This window comes from Protofrankia sp. Cj3 (assembly GCF_917627355.1).
Lineage (GTDB): Bacteria > Actinomycetota > Actinomycetes > Frankiales > Frankiaceae > Protofrankia.
The window spans coordinates 26,219-40,786 of sequence record NZ_CAKJTR010000008.1 but is presented as its reverse complement, the minus strand read 5'-3'; the positions used below and the strand labels follow the sequence as shown (position 1 = coordinate 40,786).

At 67.3% G+C, this 14,568-nt stretch carries 18 protein-coding genes and 1 tRNA gene; 13 read left to right on the top strand and 6 right to left on the bottom strand.

The annotated features are described in order from the left end of the window. The 4 genes from MJ783_RS02190 to MJ783_RS02175 form a co-directional block, all read right to left on the bottom strand. On the bottom strand, window positions 1-659 hold a 659-nt coding region (locus MJ783_RS02190), incomplete at its 3' end, for a hypothetical protein (RefSeq protein ID WP_239308214.1). Continuing rightward, on the bottom strand, window positions 656-928 hold the full coding sequence (locus MJ783_RS02185) for a zf-HC2 domain-containing protein (protein WP_239308213.1): 273 nt from the start codon (window positions 926-928) through the stop codon (window positions 656-658). The genes MJ783_RS02190 and MJ783_RS02185, both read right to left, overlap by 4 nt. Beyond that, complete coding sequence (locus MJ783_RS02180; protein ID WP_239308212.1) at window positions 922-1,554, bottom strand: RNA polymerase sigma factor; 633 nt, start codon at window positions 1,552-1,554, stop codon at window positions 922-924. The genes MJ783_RS02185 and MJ783_RS02180 overlap by 7 nt, the downstream gene beginning before the upstream one ends. After that, window positions 1,554-2,300, bottom strand: coding sequence for a GNAT family N-acetyltransferase (locus tag MJ783_RS02175; protein WP_239308211.1), 747 nt, complete (start codon window positions 2,298-2,300; stop codon window positions 1,554-1,556). Before MJ783_RS02175 ends, MJ783_RS02180 begins: the two co-directional genes overlap by 1 nt. 169 nt (window positions 2,301-2,469) lie before the next feature. Here MJ783_RS02175 and MJ783_RS02170 point away from each other — a divergent pair, with 169 nt between their 5' ends. Continuing rightward, a complete protein-coding gene (locus tag MJ783_RS02170; protein ID WP_239308210.1) occupies window positions 2,470-3,363 on the top strand; it encodes a TIR domain-containing protein in 894 nt (297 codons plus the stop codon). Window positions 3,364-3,553: 190 nt separating this feature from the next. On the opposite strand, the gene MJ783_RS02165 is transcribed toward MJ783_RS02170, so the two are convergent. Beyond that, window positions 3,554-4,123, bottom strand: coding sequence for a heme-binding beta-barrel domain-containing protein (locus MJ783_RS02165; protein ID WP_239308209.1), 570 nt, complete (start codon window positions 4,121-4,123; stop codon window positions 3,554-3,556). Between the two features lie 356 nt (window positions 4,124-4,479). On the opposite strand from MJ783_RS02165, the gene MJ783_RS02160 reads away from it, so the two are divergent. The 4 genes from MJ783_RS02160 (at window position 4,480) to MJ783_RS02145 (ending at window position 8,289) form a co-directional block, all read left to right on the top strand. After that, window positions 4,480-4,617 (top strand): hypothetical protein, encoded by a 138-nt coding sequence (locus MJ783_RS02160; RefSeq protein ID WP_239308208.1) that lies wholly within the window; start codon window positions 4,480-4,482, stop codon window positions 4,615-4,617. After that, complete coding sequence (locus MJ783_RS02155; RefSeq protein WP_239308207.1) at window positions 4,614-5,990, top strand: NAD(P)/FAD-dependent oxidoreductase; 1,377 nt, start codon at window positions 4,614-4,616, stop codon at window positions 5,988-5,990. Before MJ783_RS02160 ends, MJ783_RS02155 begins: the two co-directional genes overlap by 4 nt. 563 nt (window positions 5,991-6,553) lie before the next feature. Beyond that, window positions 6,554-7,486: an ABC transporter ATP-binding protein gene (locus MJ783_RS02150; RefSeq protein ID WP_239308206.1), complete on the top strand. Its 933-nt coding sequence runs from the start codon at window positions 6,554-6,556 to the stop codon at window positions 7,484-7,486. After that, window positions 7,483-8,289 (top strand): ABC transporter permease, encoded by an 807-nt coding sequence (locus MJ783_RS02145; RefSeq protein ID WP_239308205.1) that lies wholly within the window; start codon window positions 7,483-7,485, stop codon window positions 8,287-8,289. The genes MJ783_RS02150 and MJ783_RS02145 overlap by 4 nt, the downstream gene beginning before the upstream one ends. Window positions 8,290-8,342: 53 nt before the next feature. Here MJ783_RS02145 and MJ783_RS02140 read toward each other — a convergent pair whose 3' ends face one another. Next, window positions 8,343-8,600, bottom strand: coding sequence for a DUF6158 family protein (locus MJ783_RS02140; RefSeq protein WP_239308223.1), 258 nt, complete (start codon window positions 8,598-8,600; stop codon window positions 8,343-8,345). A 213-nt stretch (window positions 8,601-8,813) separates the two neighbouring features. On the opposite strand from MJ783_RS02140, the gene MJ783_RS02135 reads away from it, so the two are divergent. The 8 genes from MJ783_RS02135 (at window position 8,814) to MJ783_RS02100 (ending at window position 14,402) form a co-directional block, all read left to right on the top strand. After that, entirely contained in the window at window positions 8,814-9,536 is a 723-nt protein-coding gene (locus MJ783_RS02135) for a hypothetical protein (RefSeq protein ID WP_239308204.1), read from the top strand. A gap of 192 nt (window positions 9,537-9,728) precedes the next feature. Next, window positions 9,729-9,801, top strand: a tRNA-Glu gene (locus MJ783_RS02130). An 858-nt stretch (window positions 9,802-10,659) separates the two neighbouring features. Further along, a complete protein-coding gene (locus tag MJ783_RS02125; RefSeq protein WP_239308203.1) occupies window positions 10,660-11,586 on the top strand; it encodes a helix-turn-helix domain-containing protein in 927 nt (308 codons plus the stop codon). Continuing rightward, window positions 11,583-12,341: an ATP-binding protein gene (locus MJ783_RS02120; RefSeq protein WP_239308202.1), complete on the top strand. Its 759-nt coding sequence runs from the start codon at window positions 11,583-11,585 to the stop codon at window positions 12,339-12,341. The genes MJ783_RS02125 and MJ783_RS02120 overlap by 4 nt, the downstream gene beginning before the upstream one ends. Before the next feature lie 223 nt (window positions 12,342-12,564). Beyond that, window positions 12,565-12,900, top strand: a complete 336-nt coding sequence (locus tag MJ783_RS02115; protein WP_239308201.1) for a DUF6247 family protein — start codon at window positions 12,565-12,567, stop codon at window positions 12,898-12,900. Continuing rightward, window positions 12,900-13,148 (top strand): type II toxin-antitoxin system RelE/ParE family toxin, encoded by a 249-nt coding sequence (locus tag MJ783_RS02110; RefSeq protein ID WP_239308200.1) that lies wholly within the window; start codon window positions 12,900-12,902, stop codon window positions 13,146-13,148. Before MJ783_RS02115 ends, MJ783_RS02110 begins: the two co-directional genes overlap by 1 nt. A 225-nt stretch (window positions 13,149-13,373) precedes the next feature. Continuing rightward, a complete protein-coding gene (locus MJ783_RS02105) occupies window positions 13,374-13,706 on the top strand; it encodes a hypothetical protein (protein WP_239308199.1) in 333 nt (110 codons plus the stop codon). A gap of 84 nt (window positions 13,707-13,790) precedes the next feature. Next, window positions 13,791-14,402: a superoxide dismutase gene (locus MJ783_RS02100; protein WP_239308198.1), complete on the top strand. Its 612-nt coding sequence runs from the start codon at window positions 13,791-13,793 to the stop codon at window positions 14,400-14,402. Window positions 14,403-14,568 lie beyond the last annotated feature (166 nt).

Below are 14,568 nucleotides of genomic sequence, written 5' to 3'. Positions count from 1 at the left end.
AACGGGGCGGGCAGCCCCAGCCGGGTTGCAAGCCACAACGCCTGCCAGCGACGTTCAGTGACATATGGGTCGCTTTCCATCACAGCACTACGTTGGTTGGCGGCCCGCGCCCCGATGTAGGCGACAGCCGCGGGAGGGTCGGCGTCGAGCGATTCAAGCGCGTCGATCACGTATGCCGACAGCAGGTTGGCTGTGGAACCCGGTTCCCGGACGGGCGCCTCAGCCCCCGCACGAGCCGGCGCGTCGAGCACATCGCCCCTTCCGGCCTGGGCGAAGGCCGCCGCGGCGGCCTCGATATCTTCGGCGAGCGAAGGCAGCCCCGCGTCCCGGAGCTCAGCGCCAGCGTGGTGGGCGACCCGGCAGACGCAGGCGACGCTGAATTCCCGAGCGGTTTCGCCCGTCCATTCCGCAACCCGCATGCCGAGACGACCACGTCTGGCCACGACCTTGTTCGCGCCGATGATGAGCGGTTCATCGAGATCGATCCGCCAGAGCTCCTCGGTGAGCCAGTAGGGCAGATCCTCTACCCGGCAGGCGTGGATGCCGGCCTTGCACGGCATGACCGGGCTGGCCTGCACCCACCTGCCCCGCGTCGCCCCCCAGGGGTAACCGGTGAACGGGCCTGTCCCCGCCGGACGGAGAAACTTGTAGTAGCTCATCGTTGTTCTCTCCGCACACCCGAAGGCCTGGCGGCGGCCAGCGCCGCCGCCGTGACCCGGGCCGCCAGCCCCGCGGGCACCACTGCCGTGGCCGCCGCTGTCAACGCCACCAGCGACCGGCGCGCCCGTTCGCTGTAGGCGAGGCAAGGCGGGCAGAAGAGCAGATGCTGTTCAAACGCGCTCTGATCGCCCTCGGTCAGCTCTCCGTCGTACCAGGCACCCACCAGGTCGAAAATAACGTCACAGCTGACGTCCAGCGCCCTCAGCACTGCTCTCCTCCGGCGTTCCGGCCGCGGCCGTCCAGATCACCGCTGTCACCGGCCCTGACCTCCTCATCAAGATGCGCCACATATGCCTCCCGAGCGCCGTCGAGGAGCCTGCCCTGCTCCTCCGCTGGCACGCCCATGATGTGAGCGGTCTCGGTCACCGACAGCTTTGCCGCGTCCCGGAGGATGAGAAGCGTCCGCTGGCGCGGCGGAAGGCGGCGCACGGCGTGAAGCACCTGGTCGGCAGTGGGTACCTGGCCAGCTGGCCAGGACGGCAGGCCGGTGTCCCACCATCCCGCCCAGCGGTCATCTGGAGGCAGGAAAAAGCCCGCTCGTGATCCCGTCAGCGGTTCGCCGACGGGATCGGTGTCATCGAGTTGGTCATGCTCCCGCAACAGCCGCAGGAGGGCATCGAGCAGACTCGCCCGGACCCCTGGGAGTGGTGTTCCCACCTGGGTCAGGGCCGCGGCGACGGTGTCGACCCAGGCGCGCTCAACCAGCGCGGCCGCGGCGGGACGCGCCCCGACCGCCGCCGCGAGCAGGACGGCAAACCGGTGGTGAGCGTCCATCAGCATGCCGACAGCCGTGTCATCCCCGTCGACGAGCACGATGTGCGGTGAACCCGTCACTAACCAGCCTCGGTGAATCTCGGTATCTCCCGCACACGGTCCAGCGGCCACAGGGGGAGCCTGTCACCATCGCCCCGCTCGGCGAACCGCCGCAGCTCCTGATAATCGGGGTCAACAATACGGGCCTCGCTCCCCTCGCACAGCTCGAAGTACTCGTCGAGGAAAGCGCTCACGGTCCTTGCCGGCACTGTCGGCATGGTTTCGCCTGGACAGATCAGCAGCATGTCAAAGACCCGCGGTATGCCAGGCCGCAGAGACGGCTGGAAGAACGGCATAGGAAGAAGCCTGGAGCCCGTCCGCTGGTACAGCCTGAGCCGGGCCGCCGGGTCACCGTAAACATTCGGCTGGTGGAAACGCGGATCCTCGATCTCGGCAATCACCAACGACGGCCGGATGGCCGCCCGCCACTGGGGGATGACATCGGTGAGCAGCGTCTGGCCGATGCCGCGACCGCGCGCGTCGGCCCGCACCGCGATGTAGCTGAGCAGGAGCACCCCGGATCGGGGGTAGATCTCACCCAGCATTCCCCCCAGCGGGGTTTCACCATCGAGGACCAGCGCGCCGGGGCCCAGGTCGGCGGCGGCCCCGCGCAGTTCGTCCCAGGTAATGAGTTCGTCCGGCGGGAAGGCCGGTGTCAGGACCTCTGTGTAGAAGGACTCCAGCACAGGCTCACTGAGCTCGGACAGTTTTTTGATCTTCAAACCGCTCCGGCTGAGTGCGCCGATCGGCTGAGCCTCACTTGGCATGACCACCTCCTCATCTTCGCCTGTTCCTGACCACCTGGCCAGCATCGGCCCGGCCGACGCCTGTCGCCCGTCGACAGGGCCATCTTTTACGCCGCTTGCACACGGCGTGCACCGCTCGAGGACCGGCAGAGTAATCTGGCCGGTGCCAGCGGGGAAAGGACGTTCCTGAATGCCAAGGGCCGCAGTCGACATGGCTGTCCGTGTGCCGGACGCTCAGCTCGCGAGCGCCTATGACATGTGGTACGAGTTCGTGAAAGCCGCTTGGGAGGACGACCACGGCCGCGATGACGTGGAGATCACCGTCGTCGCACTGGAACTCTATCCGTCGGGGACACCCGCCCGGCCCGTTACCCGGCGGCTGTCCACACCCAGCGGGGACGCGCTGGTGTTCCGGCCGGCCTGGTTCAGCACATATGACCCCGAGCAGTCCGAGCATGGCAAGATCAGCATTAACGGGCCGCGGTATGAGCTCTTCGATTTTTCTTTCGACTACCGCTTCCGCCCGCCGCGGGCGAAGCTGGTCGTCGAATTACCAGACGAACGGATGTCCCGTACTATTCTCGAGGTGATCGACGATTCGAGCTCGGCGGTGCCGCGTGCTCGCCAGCCCGAAACAGCTCCCGAAGGACGGGCGGTTGGCGGGCGGCAACCTACGATCTTCATCGGGCACGGCGGGCCGAACCAGCTGTGGCGCATCCTCAAGGACTACCTGTCCGAGTTCGGTTTCCGAGTGGTGACCTTCGAGAGCGCGCCCCGCTACGGCCGGTCGGCGGCGCACGTCGTGTGGGAGATGCTCCAGCAGGCGGACTTCGCGTTACTCCTCCACACCGCGGACGACGAGACGCATTTCGGTACCGTCCGGTCGCGCCAGAACGTGGTTCACGAGACCGGCCTTTTCCAGGGCAGACTGGGCTTCGAAAAGGCAATCATCATCCGGGAAGAAGGCGTCGAGGAGTTCTCCAACCTCGCCGGGATTCAGGAGATCCGGTTTCCCCGCGGGAACATCGAGGCAGCGCACGGAGAGATTCTCCGCGCGCTGCACGACACTTTTCCCGCTCGCTGACCCGGGCGGACGCCCAGAAATCTCCTGATCGGCGATATCCGGACCAGCCCCGAAGGCATACGAGACGCCGAGCACCTGTTCAGCACGGCGGCGGTTGGCCACGAAATCGAGCGCGGCGCTGGCCGCTGTCACCGAGAACCGGCTGTTGGGAACCGCTCGCCGGGGCCATTCGCCGGGGCACTGTTTCCGCTCAGCCTACGATACGGTGCAGCACGTTGCGGTCGGTGTGCTCGATCACGCCATCCCAGCGGGCATGGGTGATCAATGTTTTCTCGCTGTAGGCGAAGACGCCATCGGCCCGCACTGTCACCGTGACCTCAAAACCGATCGTGCGGGCGGCCTTCGCCAGATAGAGGTTGGACAGGATCCCGTACGTCTCCGAATCCACCTCCGCCCGCATGGTGAAGGCGGTCGCGTCCGGCGCCGCTGTGCCGCCAGCCAGCACGCTCTGCCCACGGGGCACATTGAAGCAACGCATCACCTGGCCGGCAACGGCGTCCCACAACCAGTAACCGACCTCGGTGTGGAAGGGGTTCTCCTCCCCTGCGCGCCACGCGGCGGTGCGGTAGTCCAAGCCATACAGCACCTGCGGGCCGTTCGCCACCGGGCCGAACGGCTTGAGCGACATACGTTCACGAAACGGCGTCTCGACGATGCGGCCCTCGGCGTTCGAGAAGGCCACGTCGAGGCCCTCGTCGCCCTCCCACTCCCCGGCCAGCGCCGCCAACGGCCCGAACTCGGTGGCCTGCACGCTCTCCACTGCGAACCCCTCTTCAACCGGCTCGAACCTCCCGGACCAGCGCAGTCCGGCATGCAGGACGTTACCGGTCGTCTCCGGTATCGCGGACGGATCCGGCGCATCTCGGCCCGTGAGACTGACAGCATTCGAGCAGATGGTCCCGAGACGGCGCCGACGGCTCACGTCCTGTGGGTGATGCGCCAGGCGTTCCTGGACTTTGACAATGGGTGGCGCGAGCCTGGGTCCCAGACCCGATTCGGTGGCATTGCCATTGGCACAGCCACCGGCGCCAACAGAACAGGAGCAAGATCATTAATATAAGACCTGAGGTGGTGCCGCTGCCGGTATCCGATGTGGATCGAGCCAAGAATTTCTGCGTGGCACTCGGCACGGGGCTTACGGCGGCCGTCCCCGGCAGGCACGAGAAAGAGATCGGGCGGGCCGGCCCGGACTGGCCAGACTGGTATGCGCGGTACATGGTGGGCGCGCGGGACGTGCGGGTGGCTGGCGGATGACCGGCCGCGACTACGATGTGATCGTCGTCGGGGGCGGCTCACCGGGCGAGCACTGCGCTGGCGAGCTGGCCGATGGCGGCCTACGGGTGGCGCTGGTAGAGCGGGAGCTGGTCGGCGGCGAGTGCTCGTACTGGGCGTGCATCCCGTCCAAGACGCTGCTGCGCCCCGGCGAGGCGGTGTGTCAGGCGCGGGAGGTGGGAGCCACCGCGCGAGTGGATGTCGCGGGCGCGCTGGCCTATCGCGACTTCATGGTCTCGGACCACTCCGACGCCGGGCAGCAGGCCTGGCTGGCGAGCAAGGGCATCGACCTGATCCGCGGCACCGGGCGCCTGAGCGGGCCCGGCGTGGTCGAGGTCGACGGCCGGCGTTACGCGGCGGCGCATGTGGTGTTGGCGACCGGCTCAGATCCGGTCATGCCGCCGGTCCCGGGCCTGCGCGAGTTGGACGGTGTCTGGACCAACCGCGAGGTGACCGGCATGAAGGCCGTCCCGCGCCGCCTGCTGATCGTCGGCGGTGGGCCGGTCGGTGTCGAGATGGCTCAGGCCGTGCGCCGGCTGGGCGGCGAGGTGGCCCTCGTCGAGGGCGCGGGACACGTGCTGGCCCGCGAGCCCGCGCCACTCGGCGAGGCGCTCGGTGAGGTTCTGCGCCGTGACGGCGTCGAGCTGCTCCTCGGCGCGCGGGCGGCCGCGGCGCGACGCGACGGCGGGGATTACGTGCTGACCCTCGAGAGCGGCCGCGAGCTACGTGGCGACCGGTTGCTGGTCGCCACCGGCCGGCGTCCCCGCGTGGACGGCATCGGCCTGGAGACGCTCGGTGTCCAGGCCGACCGGCGCGGCGTCGCGGTCGACGCCTACCTGCGCGCCGGTGAGCGCCTGTGGGCCATCGGCGACGTCACCGGGGTGCGGCTGCTGACCCATGTCGGCAAGTACCAGGGCGAAGTCGTCGCCGCGAACATCCTCGGTGAGCCCCGCGAGGCCAATTACGAGGCTGTTCCGGACGTGGTCTACACCGACCCACAGGCGGCCGCGGTCGGCGCCGCCGAGGGCCGGTTCACCGCGACCGCACTGGTGTCCGAGGTGTCCAAGACAGCCACCTACACCCACGCCTACGCCAGGTCGAACGGCTTCCTGACGCTGTGCAGCGACGGCGACCGGCTGACGGGCGCCTACGCGCTCGGCCCCGAGGCAGGCGAGTGGCTGCAGCAGGCCACCCTGGCCATCCGCGCCCGCGTGCCGCTCGAGGTGCTGCGCGATGTCATCCAGCCCTTCCCCACCTTCTCGGAGATCTACGTCAGTGCGCTGAAGGCGCTGCGCAACGAGATCACACAAGAGACCGCGGCGGACCGCCACCCGGTCCGGATGGATACGTCGTGAGCGTGTCTCGCCTGGACAGGCCCGCCGCTTAGTGGTCGGCACTTAGAGCGACCGGCAATAGGGGACGCGGCGTCGCGGGGCTGGGGCACGCACCTCGCTGTGTTGTCGTCGGTCACCACCCAACACCAGGGTGGCTCCCTCCTCCGCCTCGCGATGCACGCACCCCAGCCCCGCTCCTTGATCCACGCCCCTATTGCCGGGTGCTCTTAGAGCGCCCGGGGCAGGTCCGCTATGCCCTGTCCTCGCCCAATGCGCCAGAGCCGTCTCGATCACTCCGGCGCGACACGCGAGTCAAGCCCTACCCAACTGTCGATGACATAAGACCGCACCGCTTTACTAGTAGGCACAGTGCCTACCTTGCGATCATCTTGCCGCCGCGCGTTGGGCCAGCATCCGCTGGACACGCTGGCAGCCGGCGCGGCTGCCTCATCAACCGCGCCGCGTGGTTGCCGCATGCCCGGCGCTTTCAATATCGTCCGGCAGGCGGGCACTGTCCTGGGACAGCCTGGCGTCCCCAGCACCAGTCAGCAACTCAAACCTGTCGACGTTACGCGAGAACCGGGATGACGTTCGCGATCCACGCGGACGGCCTGACCAAACGCTACCGGCACCGGACCGTGGTGGACTGCCTCGACCTCCAGGTGGCGACCGGTGACCGGTTCGGGTTCCTCGGCCCCAACGGTTCGGGCAAGTCCACGACTGTCCGCATGCTGCTCGGCCTGGTGCGCCCGAGCGCCGGTAGCGTCAAGATTCTCGGCCGGAGCATGCCCCGCCACGCTCGGCAGGTACTGCCCAAGATCGGTGCGCTGGTCGAGGCTCCCGCGTTCCACACTTTTCTGTCGGCCCGGGTCGAGTTGTCCGCGCTTGACGCGGCCGGCCGCGGCGGTGCTCGACGCAGCCGCCGGAGACGGATCGAGGACGCCCTCGACCGGGTCGGGCTCGGCGCCATCGACGACCGGCCGATCAGCAGGTTCTCACTCGGGATGAAACAACGGCTCGGCCTCGCCGCGGCCCTGTTGCGCCGGCCTCGTCTGTTGATACTGGACGAGCCGACAAACGGTCTCGACCCACAGAGCATCCGGGAGATTCGTGATCTGCTGCTTGAGCTGAACGCCGAGGGAACGACCGTCTTCCTTTCGTCGCACCTGCTCTCGGAGGTTGAGATGCTTTGCACCGAGACAGCCATCATCTGTGATGGCCGGCTGGTCGCGCATGACTCCCTTGACACGTTGTGCGGGCCGACCGGCCGGGTCACCCTGCGTACCCCGGATTCCGACCTCGCGGCGCACCTGCTCGAACGGGTGCTCGAGGCCCGCGACGGGCATTCCCTGGTCGCCCGGACGCAGAACCCGATGGCGCTCAACGCCGCGCTGGTCTCAGCCGGTGTGCGCGTCTCCGAACTGGTGGTGGAACGACGATCACTTGAGGATGTCTTCCTGGAACTGACCGGCAATGATCCAGCCGGTGACCTGGAATCCATCCTGGATGACCGATGATCCGCGTCGAGCTCCGGATCCTGCTGGTACGACGGCGGACGTGGATGTCAGTGCTGATGCTCGCGGCACTTCCAGTGATCGTCGCACTTTTTTTGAAAATTAGCGGAATAGGGTCGAGCACCGCAAGTCCAGCCTTCCTCGCGGAGGTCGTGCACAACGGGACGTGGCTTCCGGTCGCGGCCCTCGCCCTCATCCTGCCGTTGTTCCTACCGGTGGCGGTACTGCTGCTGGCCGGTGAGGCGATCGCTGGCGAGGCCAACGCGGGGACCTTGCGCTACTTGGTTATCCGGCCGGTTGGCAGGGGCCGGCTACTGGCCGCGAAGCTCGCCGGGATCATGGTTTATCTGGTGATCGCGGTGACGGCGGTGATCACGACCTCCTTCGTGGTCGGCTGGGGGCTGTTCGGGCTGGCCCCCATCCGGCCGCTGTCCGGCGCTGGGCCTCCTCTCTCCCTGTCGCAGGCAGGCATCCGGATCGCGCTTTCAGCGCTGTTCGTGGCCGCGTCCATGCTCGGCATCGTCGGCATCGGGCTGTTCCTGTCGGTGGTCACCGCTACGCCGCTCGCGGCGACACTCGGAGCCCTCGGTGTCCTCGTCACCGCGGGAGTCCTCGATCAGCTGCCGGCTGCCGCCGCGATCCAGCCATACCTGCCGACCCACTACTGGATGGGGTTCGTCGACCTGTTCCGTGCACCCATGAGCTGGGTGAACATCAGACGTGGGCTGGTGCTCGAGAGCGGCTACGGGGCAGCAATGATCATCATTGCCCGGATCGTGTTCGGCACCCGGGACATCACGAGCTGATGGCCCCATCGCGACCAGCCGTTACGAGCTGATGGCCGCACGACTGACGGCCGTCACGAGCTGACACGGCCCGCCTCGGCGGCTTGACGGCTGCCGGCTCGGGTGCGCCGCGGGTCCGGCCCGATGACCGCCGCGAAACGGCGTAGATACTCGTACTCGAGGCTCAGCATCCGGGCGGTATGTGTGTCGAACGCATCCCTGCTGCCGTGCAGGAACGCATCGTGACGGGTCGTGTGCAGCTGGCCCACTTCACGGGTGAGGTCCTCGTCCGACAGCTGGGCTGCGGGAATGCCTTCGGGACGATGCTTCATACCGGCTGGCATACCCACCTGGGCGGTCCCGGTCACCTGGCTGTCACCACTGGGGCGGGTCTGCTGGAGCGTCGATCGCGTCCGTGCCTTCTCCCTGGTGGGCGCCGGACCAGCCGATCACGGCCCGCCTGGCGGTACGGACGAGCGCCTGGGGCATCATTCCCAGACGGCTGTCATTCCCAGGCGACACGGTTGTGCGGGAGATGAGGCGAGATGGTCGACGCTCATGGCGCGGTGGAGGGATTTCGCCCGAGCAGCGGTGGGCTGCCCTTCATCAACGACTTTCCGAAGCAGCCCGTCCTGAAGATCAATATTCCGGGTATCGGGCAGGTACCGATCGGTGACGCCAGCCGCGGCCTGTGCGGCGGCATGATCTATACGGCGCGTGATCTTTTCGAGGCGAGCCTGACCCCACCGGCGTTGCAGGAACCACCGCCGCCGGGCTCACCGCTGTACCGCTACATCGTTCGCCGGCTGTTTGACAGCTTCGACATCCCGCGCGGTGTTGTCCGCTACTACCAGCTCATGGCGACTCCGGACACGGACACCACGCGGTCCTCGCTGACGGTACGCGGTAGCCGGCGCATCACGGTCGTGAACGAGTGGCCGCGGCTGCGGCTCGACCTCGACCGCGGCGTGCTGGCCCCACTCGGAGTCATCACACTGCGCTCGTACGACCCGTTCCAGCTCGGGGCCAACCACCAGTTGCTGGCATACGCCTACGAACAGCGACAAACCGCTGTCACCCTCTGGGTCTACGACCCGAACACCCCCCTGGAACGAGCCGATGACGTGACGCTGTCGTTCGATGTGGCGTATCCGGCCGGATCGGTTCCGATCACCCACAACCTGGCCATCGGTGGACGTCCGGTGCGGGCCTTCTTCCTCCCGCGCTATCGTTGGGTCAACCCGCTGCCGGCACTGGCCGACGCCTAAGAGTAACCGGCAACAGAGTGCGTGGCGTCGCGACGAGGGCTGGGCGGGTTGTGGAGCCCGGTGGTTGCGAGGCCATGGCCGGGACCGGCATAGAGCCCGTTTGTCTCCAGCGGCCCGGCACCCCTATGCTTGCAGTGTTCCCAACGGTTGACACTGCGGGTGGGTTGTAGCTTGGCCCGGTCGCCGTCGCCCGCCCCCATCGTCTAGCGGCCTAGGACATCGCCCTTTCAAGGCGGTAGCACGGGTTCGAATCCCGTTGGGGGCACCCTCTGTAGTTGTTTGACTATCAAGTGTAGCTGATAAAGCTATTTCGGGACCAGCGCTGATAGCGCCAGCCGAATCGTTCGGCTACCTCAGGTTATTAGATTGCTCTGCCGATTGTTCGTTATGTCGGTTTTTCGCTGCACGGGTTCGTTTCCAGGGTGCGGCGTTCAGGGCCGATCGGTGGGGGCTACGGGCAGACGGTGTGGCGGCGGAGTGCATCACTACCGGCCCGCTGTCGCCGCCTGCGCCCTCATCTGCGATGCCTGACCCACGCGGAAGAACAGGGAGGCCGCCGCCTTGCCCTTGCTGTCGCGCTAACAGGGCTCCGCCCCAGCCCGACGAGGCATGTGCGCTGTCGCCCCGGTCAGAACGCAGGCTTACGCAGGGACCTGCGATCCGCCGGCCGACCGCCGCCGCCCGCTACGCCTAGTAATGATGACCGGGGCTTAACGCCGAAAGTGCTGGTCAGGTGCGCCTGAAGGTCGCGCTGTGGAGCGGGTAGTCGTCACGATACGTCAACTTGACTCGATCTTCACGGCTTTCGCCGACCAAGCCCTCCAGACGGCGTGAGCCACCACGGTGGCCGAGGCCAGGTCATGCGGCAGACGCTGCCGGGCAGGACCGAATCTTCCCATGGGCATCCAGCAGCACCCGACACAGACGCGCCACAGCCCAGCCCGGTCCACCACTGGAACCGTCGGCGGCCGGTCGGCCGGACACCCGACACCGGCACCCGGCCGCAGTTCATGCCAACTATCATGCTAGCTAGTGTGTTAGCTGGTGAGGAGGATGGACGCTCGACGTCGAGCTCGCGGAGATCGTCGACAACCTTCGCGCCATCGGTACGGACATCGCCGACGTGGAGGTGAAGAAGGCCCACGGCGGACTGCCGAAGTCGCTGCGCGAGACTCTCTCCGGGTTCGCGAACACGCGAGGCGGTGTGGTCGTCCTTGGTCTGGACGAGACCCAGGGCTTCGCACCGACGGGACTTCCCGATCCGGCGAGGCTCGCGGCTGATCTTGGTTCCATGTGCTCCGAGGACATGGAACCGCCGCTCCGACCGTTGATCAAGGTCCACGACTTCGAGGGCGCCCAGATCCTGGTCGCCGAGGTCCCCGAGCTCGATCCCGCACGGAAGCCCTGCTACTCGCGTGGGGCCGGCATCACCAAGGGTAGCTACGTCAGGGTCTGCGACGGTGATCGTCGGCTGTCGGCCTACGAGGTCCAGATGATGCTCTCCTCACGTGGTCAGCCTCGTGAGGACGAGCAAACAGTCTCTGGCGTTGGTCTCGATCATCTGGATGCGGCCATGGTCGATGCGTTGGTCGCCCGGCTGAGGACCAGCAGGCCCTACGCGTTCAAGGACTTGGACCGCTTGGCTGTGCTGCGTCGCGCCAAGGTGCTCGTGACTGGAGACAGCGGCGAGGACATGGCGTCGCTGGGAGGCCTGCTCGCCCTGGGCAGGTATCCGCAGGAGCAATTCCCGCAGCTGATGGTCACCTTCGTCCACTACCCGACCGAGACCGGCGGCCGGTCCACCGAGAGGTTCCTGGACAACGTGACGTTGGAAGGCCCGGTCCCGGTCATGGTCCGCGACACGTTGGCCACCGTCCGCCGGAACATGTCTCGTCGGGCTGTCGTCGGGGGTGCGGGTCGGCAGGACGTCTGGGAGTACCCAGAGACCGCTCTGCGTGAAGCCGTGGTCAACGCACTGGTCCACCGCGACCTGTCCGGGGGCGCTCGAGGCGCCCAAGTCCAGGTCGAGATGTACCCGACCGCCTGGTGATCCGTAATCCGGGCGGTCTGTTCGGTCCTGTCACAGTCGACAGTCTCGGCGAAGACGGTGTCTCCTCAGCCCGCAACGCCACCCTCATCAAGATCCTCGAAGATGTCCCGCTGCCCGGCGGGACCCGCACCGTCTGCGAGAACCGCGGGTCGGGCATCCGTGCCATGCTCGACTCGCTGCTCACCGCGGGAATGAGCCCACCGGACTTCAACGACAAGATCTCGTCGTTTGTCGTCGTCTTCCCCAACCACACCCTGCTCGGCGAGGAGACCGTCGCCTGGATCACCGGGTTGGGTGAGAAGGGCCTGACCGACAGCCAATGCGTCGCCCTCGCGCTCCTACGCCAGGAAGAAATCCTTGACAATCGCGCCTACCGCAACGCGACTGGCGTCGACTCCCGTGTCGCCACCAGCGAACTTCGGGACCTGGTCACTCGCGAACTCGTCACCCAGACCGGAACCCGCCGCTGGGCCAGGTACCAGCTGTCCTGGCGAACAACCTCAACGAAAGGCCAGTCCTCTCGGGCCGACCGCCGACCGGAGCTGCTCGTCGCCCTCGGAAACGAGACTCTCTCACGCTCCGAACTCGTTGCCCGGACCGGTCTGCGCGACCAGACCATCCGACGGTGGCTGAAGATCATGCGGGACGAAGGCTCGGTCGACATCGTCGGTAGCAGCCTCAAGAGCAGACACGTTCGATACCGCCGCGCCTACCAGGATCTACTCTTCCAATCCGAAGGCACAGACCGCGACTGACGGGATGTCGTGCCCGCCTGTGACGGCGTGAGTACTTGACCATTAGCGTGATGGGCTGACTCCCTGAAACCGCCACGTGTCCCATGCGGCGCGTCGAGCAGCCGGGGGGCTCACGCCTCGACGCACAGGCCGGCCTCGCGCCTGGCGATCGCGGGCTCTCCCGATCGAAAGGTGGGTGCGGCCACCCAGGTTGAGGTGGGTGGGGTGCGCGCACAATGGTGAAATGGGCAGCGCCGACGTGACGACCCCGATCTACGGGGTCCGGAACCGGGTGGAACGGACCGGACCGGCGGTCCGCGCCGCGCTCGATCCGGACCGCCGCGCCGAGTTCGAAGCTGAGTTCCGCGCCGCGCTCGCCCGCGTCGATGATGACCTCGACCTCGCTGCCGCGCAGAAGGTCATCGACCGCTGGTGGCCGCAGGCGTTGCTGTGCGCCAACCCGGAGATCCAGGCCGGCATCAACGCCGACCGGCGCCGCATCGCCGCCGGCGACCCCACTGTGATCGCTGAAACCTGGTACCCGCCTGGCCATCCATACGCGCCATCCCGCACGGTCTGATGGCCACCTACGCCGTCCGCTGGGTCGACTACGCCCGTGAGCAACGGGACTCGCTGTCCGCCGAAGCACGCCACCAGCTCGATACGGCGCTGGGGCGCCTGGTGGCCGACCCCCGCGCGCACGGCATCTACAGCAAGCCTGAGGACCAGTGGACGGCGACGTTCGGCGATGGCTGGGGCGTCATCCTCTACACCATCGAAGACCGCTGGATCACCATCACCGTGCTCCGCGTCACCTGGGTCGGCTGACCGCGCTCCTGCGTACCTGGAGCGGTTCGGTACCGGGCCGGACGGTCGGCTGTGGTTCGCCATCCCAAGTCAGACGATCAGTCGGATCTGGCAACGTGCCCGCGCCGTGGCGTCCACGGAAGAAGCCGCGACCACCTCGACACCCCTGACAAGCTCCTCTAGTTTGCAACTGCGAATCTTAGGCAACTAATGTTCAGTCGCAGGCCGACCAAGGGAGCAGGATCTGTGGGAAGCATCCCTACCGACCCAATGGCGGCGTGCCTGCCGGTAGCGATCGAGATCATGACCGCCTACACCGACTCCGTCGACGACCCCGCTTTCTTCTGGGAGAGCGTCCAGCGGGTGATGACCGACGGCGCACAGCGCATCAACCCGGCAGCGGCCATGGCCGAGCTCGTACTCGGGCTGGCAACCCTGTGCGGAATCACCCTGAACGATCTCGCCGACCGTTCGGGATCAGACCTCGCGGCACGGGACATCCTGCGCGACATCCAGCGCACGTACGTCTCCGGCACCGCCGGACCCGCCAGGCCAGCCGGCTCGGCCGAGAGCGGCTGACGGCATCTCCTCGCCCACGAACCACACCGACGGTCCGCACACCCGCGGATCATCGTCCACCACCAACCAGCGAAGGACGACCAGGTGAGCGTCTACACCCTGCCCGACCTGCGGTACGACTACGCCGCGCTGGAGCCGGCGATCAGCGGCCAGATCATCGAACTGCACCACGACAAGCACCACGCGACCTACGTCGCCGGCGCCAACACCACCCTGGACAAGCTCGCCGAAGCCCGCGACAAGGGCGACTTCGGCGCGATCGTCGGCCTGGAGAAGACCCTCGCGTTCAACGTCTCCGGCCACATCCTGCACTCCATCTACTGGCAGAACCTCTCCCCGGACGGCGGCGACAAGCCCGACGGCGCCCTCGGTGACGCCATCACCGAGTCCTTCGGCTCCTTCGACAGCTTCAAAGCCCAGCTCACCGCCGTCACCACCACCGTCCAGGGCTCCGGCTGGGGCATCCTCGCCTACGACCAGCTCTCCGGCCGCCTGCTCGTCGAGCAGGTCTACGACCACCAGAGCAACGTCGGCATCGGCAACACCACGCTGCTGGCCTTCGACGCCTGGGAGCACGCCTGGTACCTGCAGTACAAGAACGTCAAGGCCGACTACGTCACCGCCCTGTGGGACATCGTCAACTGGGCCGACGTCGCCGCCCGCTACACCACCGCCAAGCAGATCACCCCGGCCTGACCCAGCCCCGCGTAGAGGCCCCGCGCCCAACACCCTGTCGGCAGGGAGGGCTCACATCCCACCCAGCCGGCAGGGTGCCCCGCCATCGAAGACGAGCCCCCGCAACGAGTGACACGCCAGAGCCGGCTGTGAAGGCCACCGCTCGCGCCCGGCTCCAGCTGCGGGA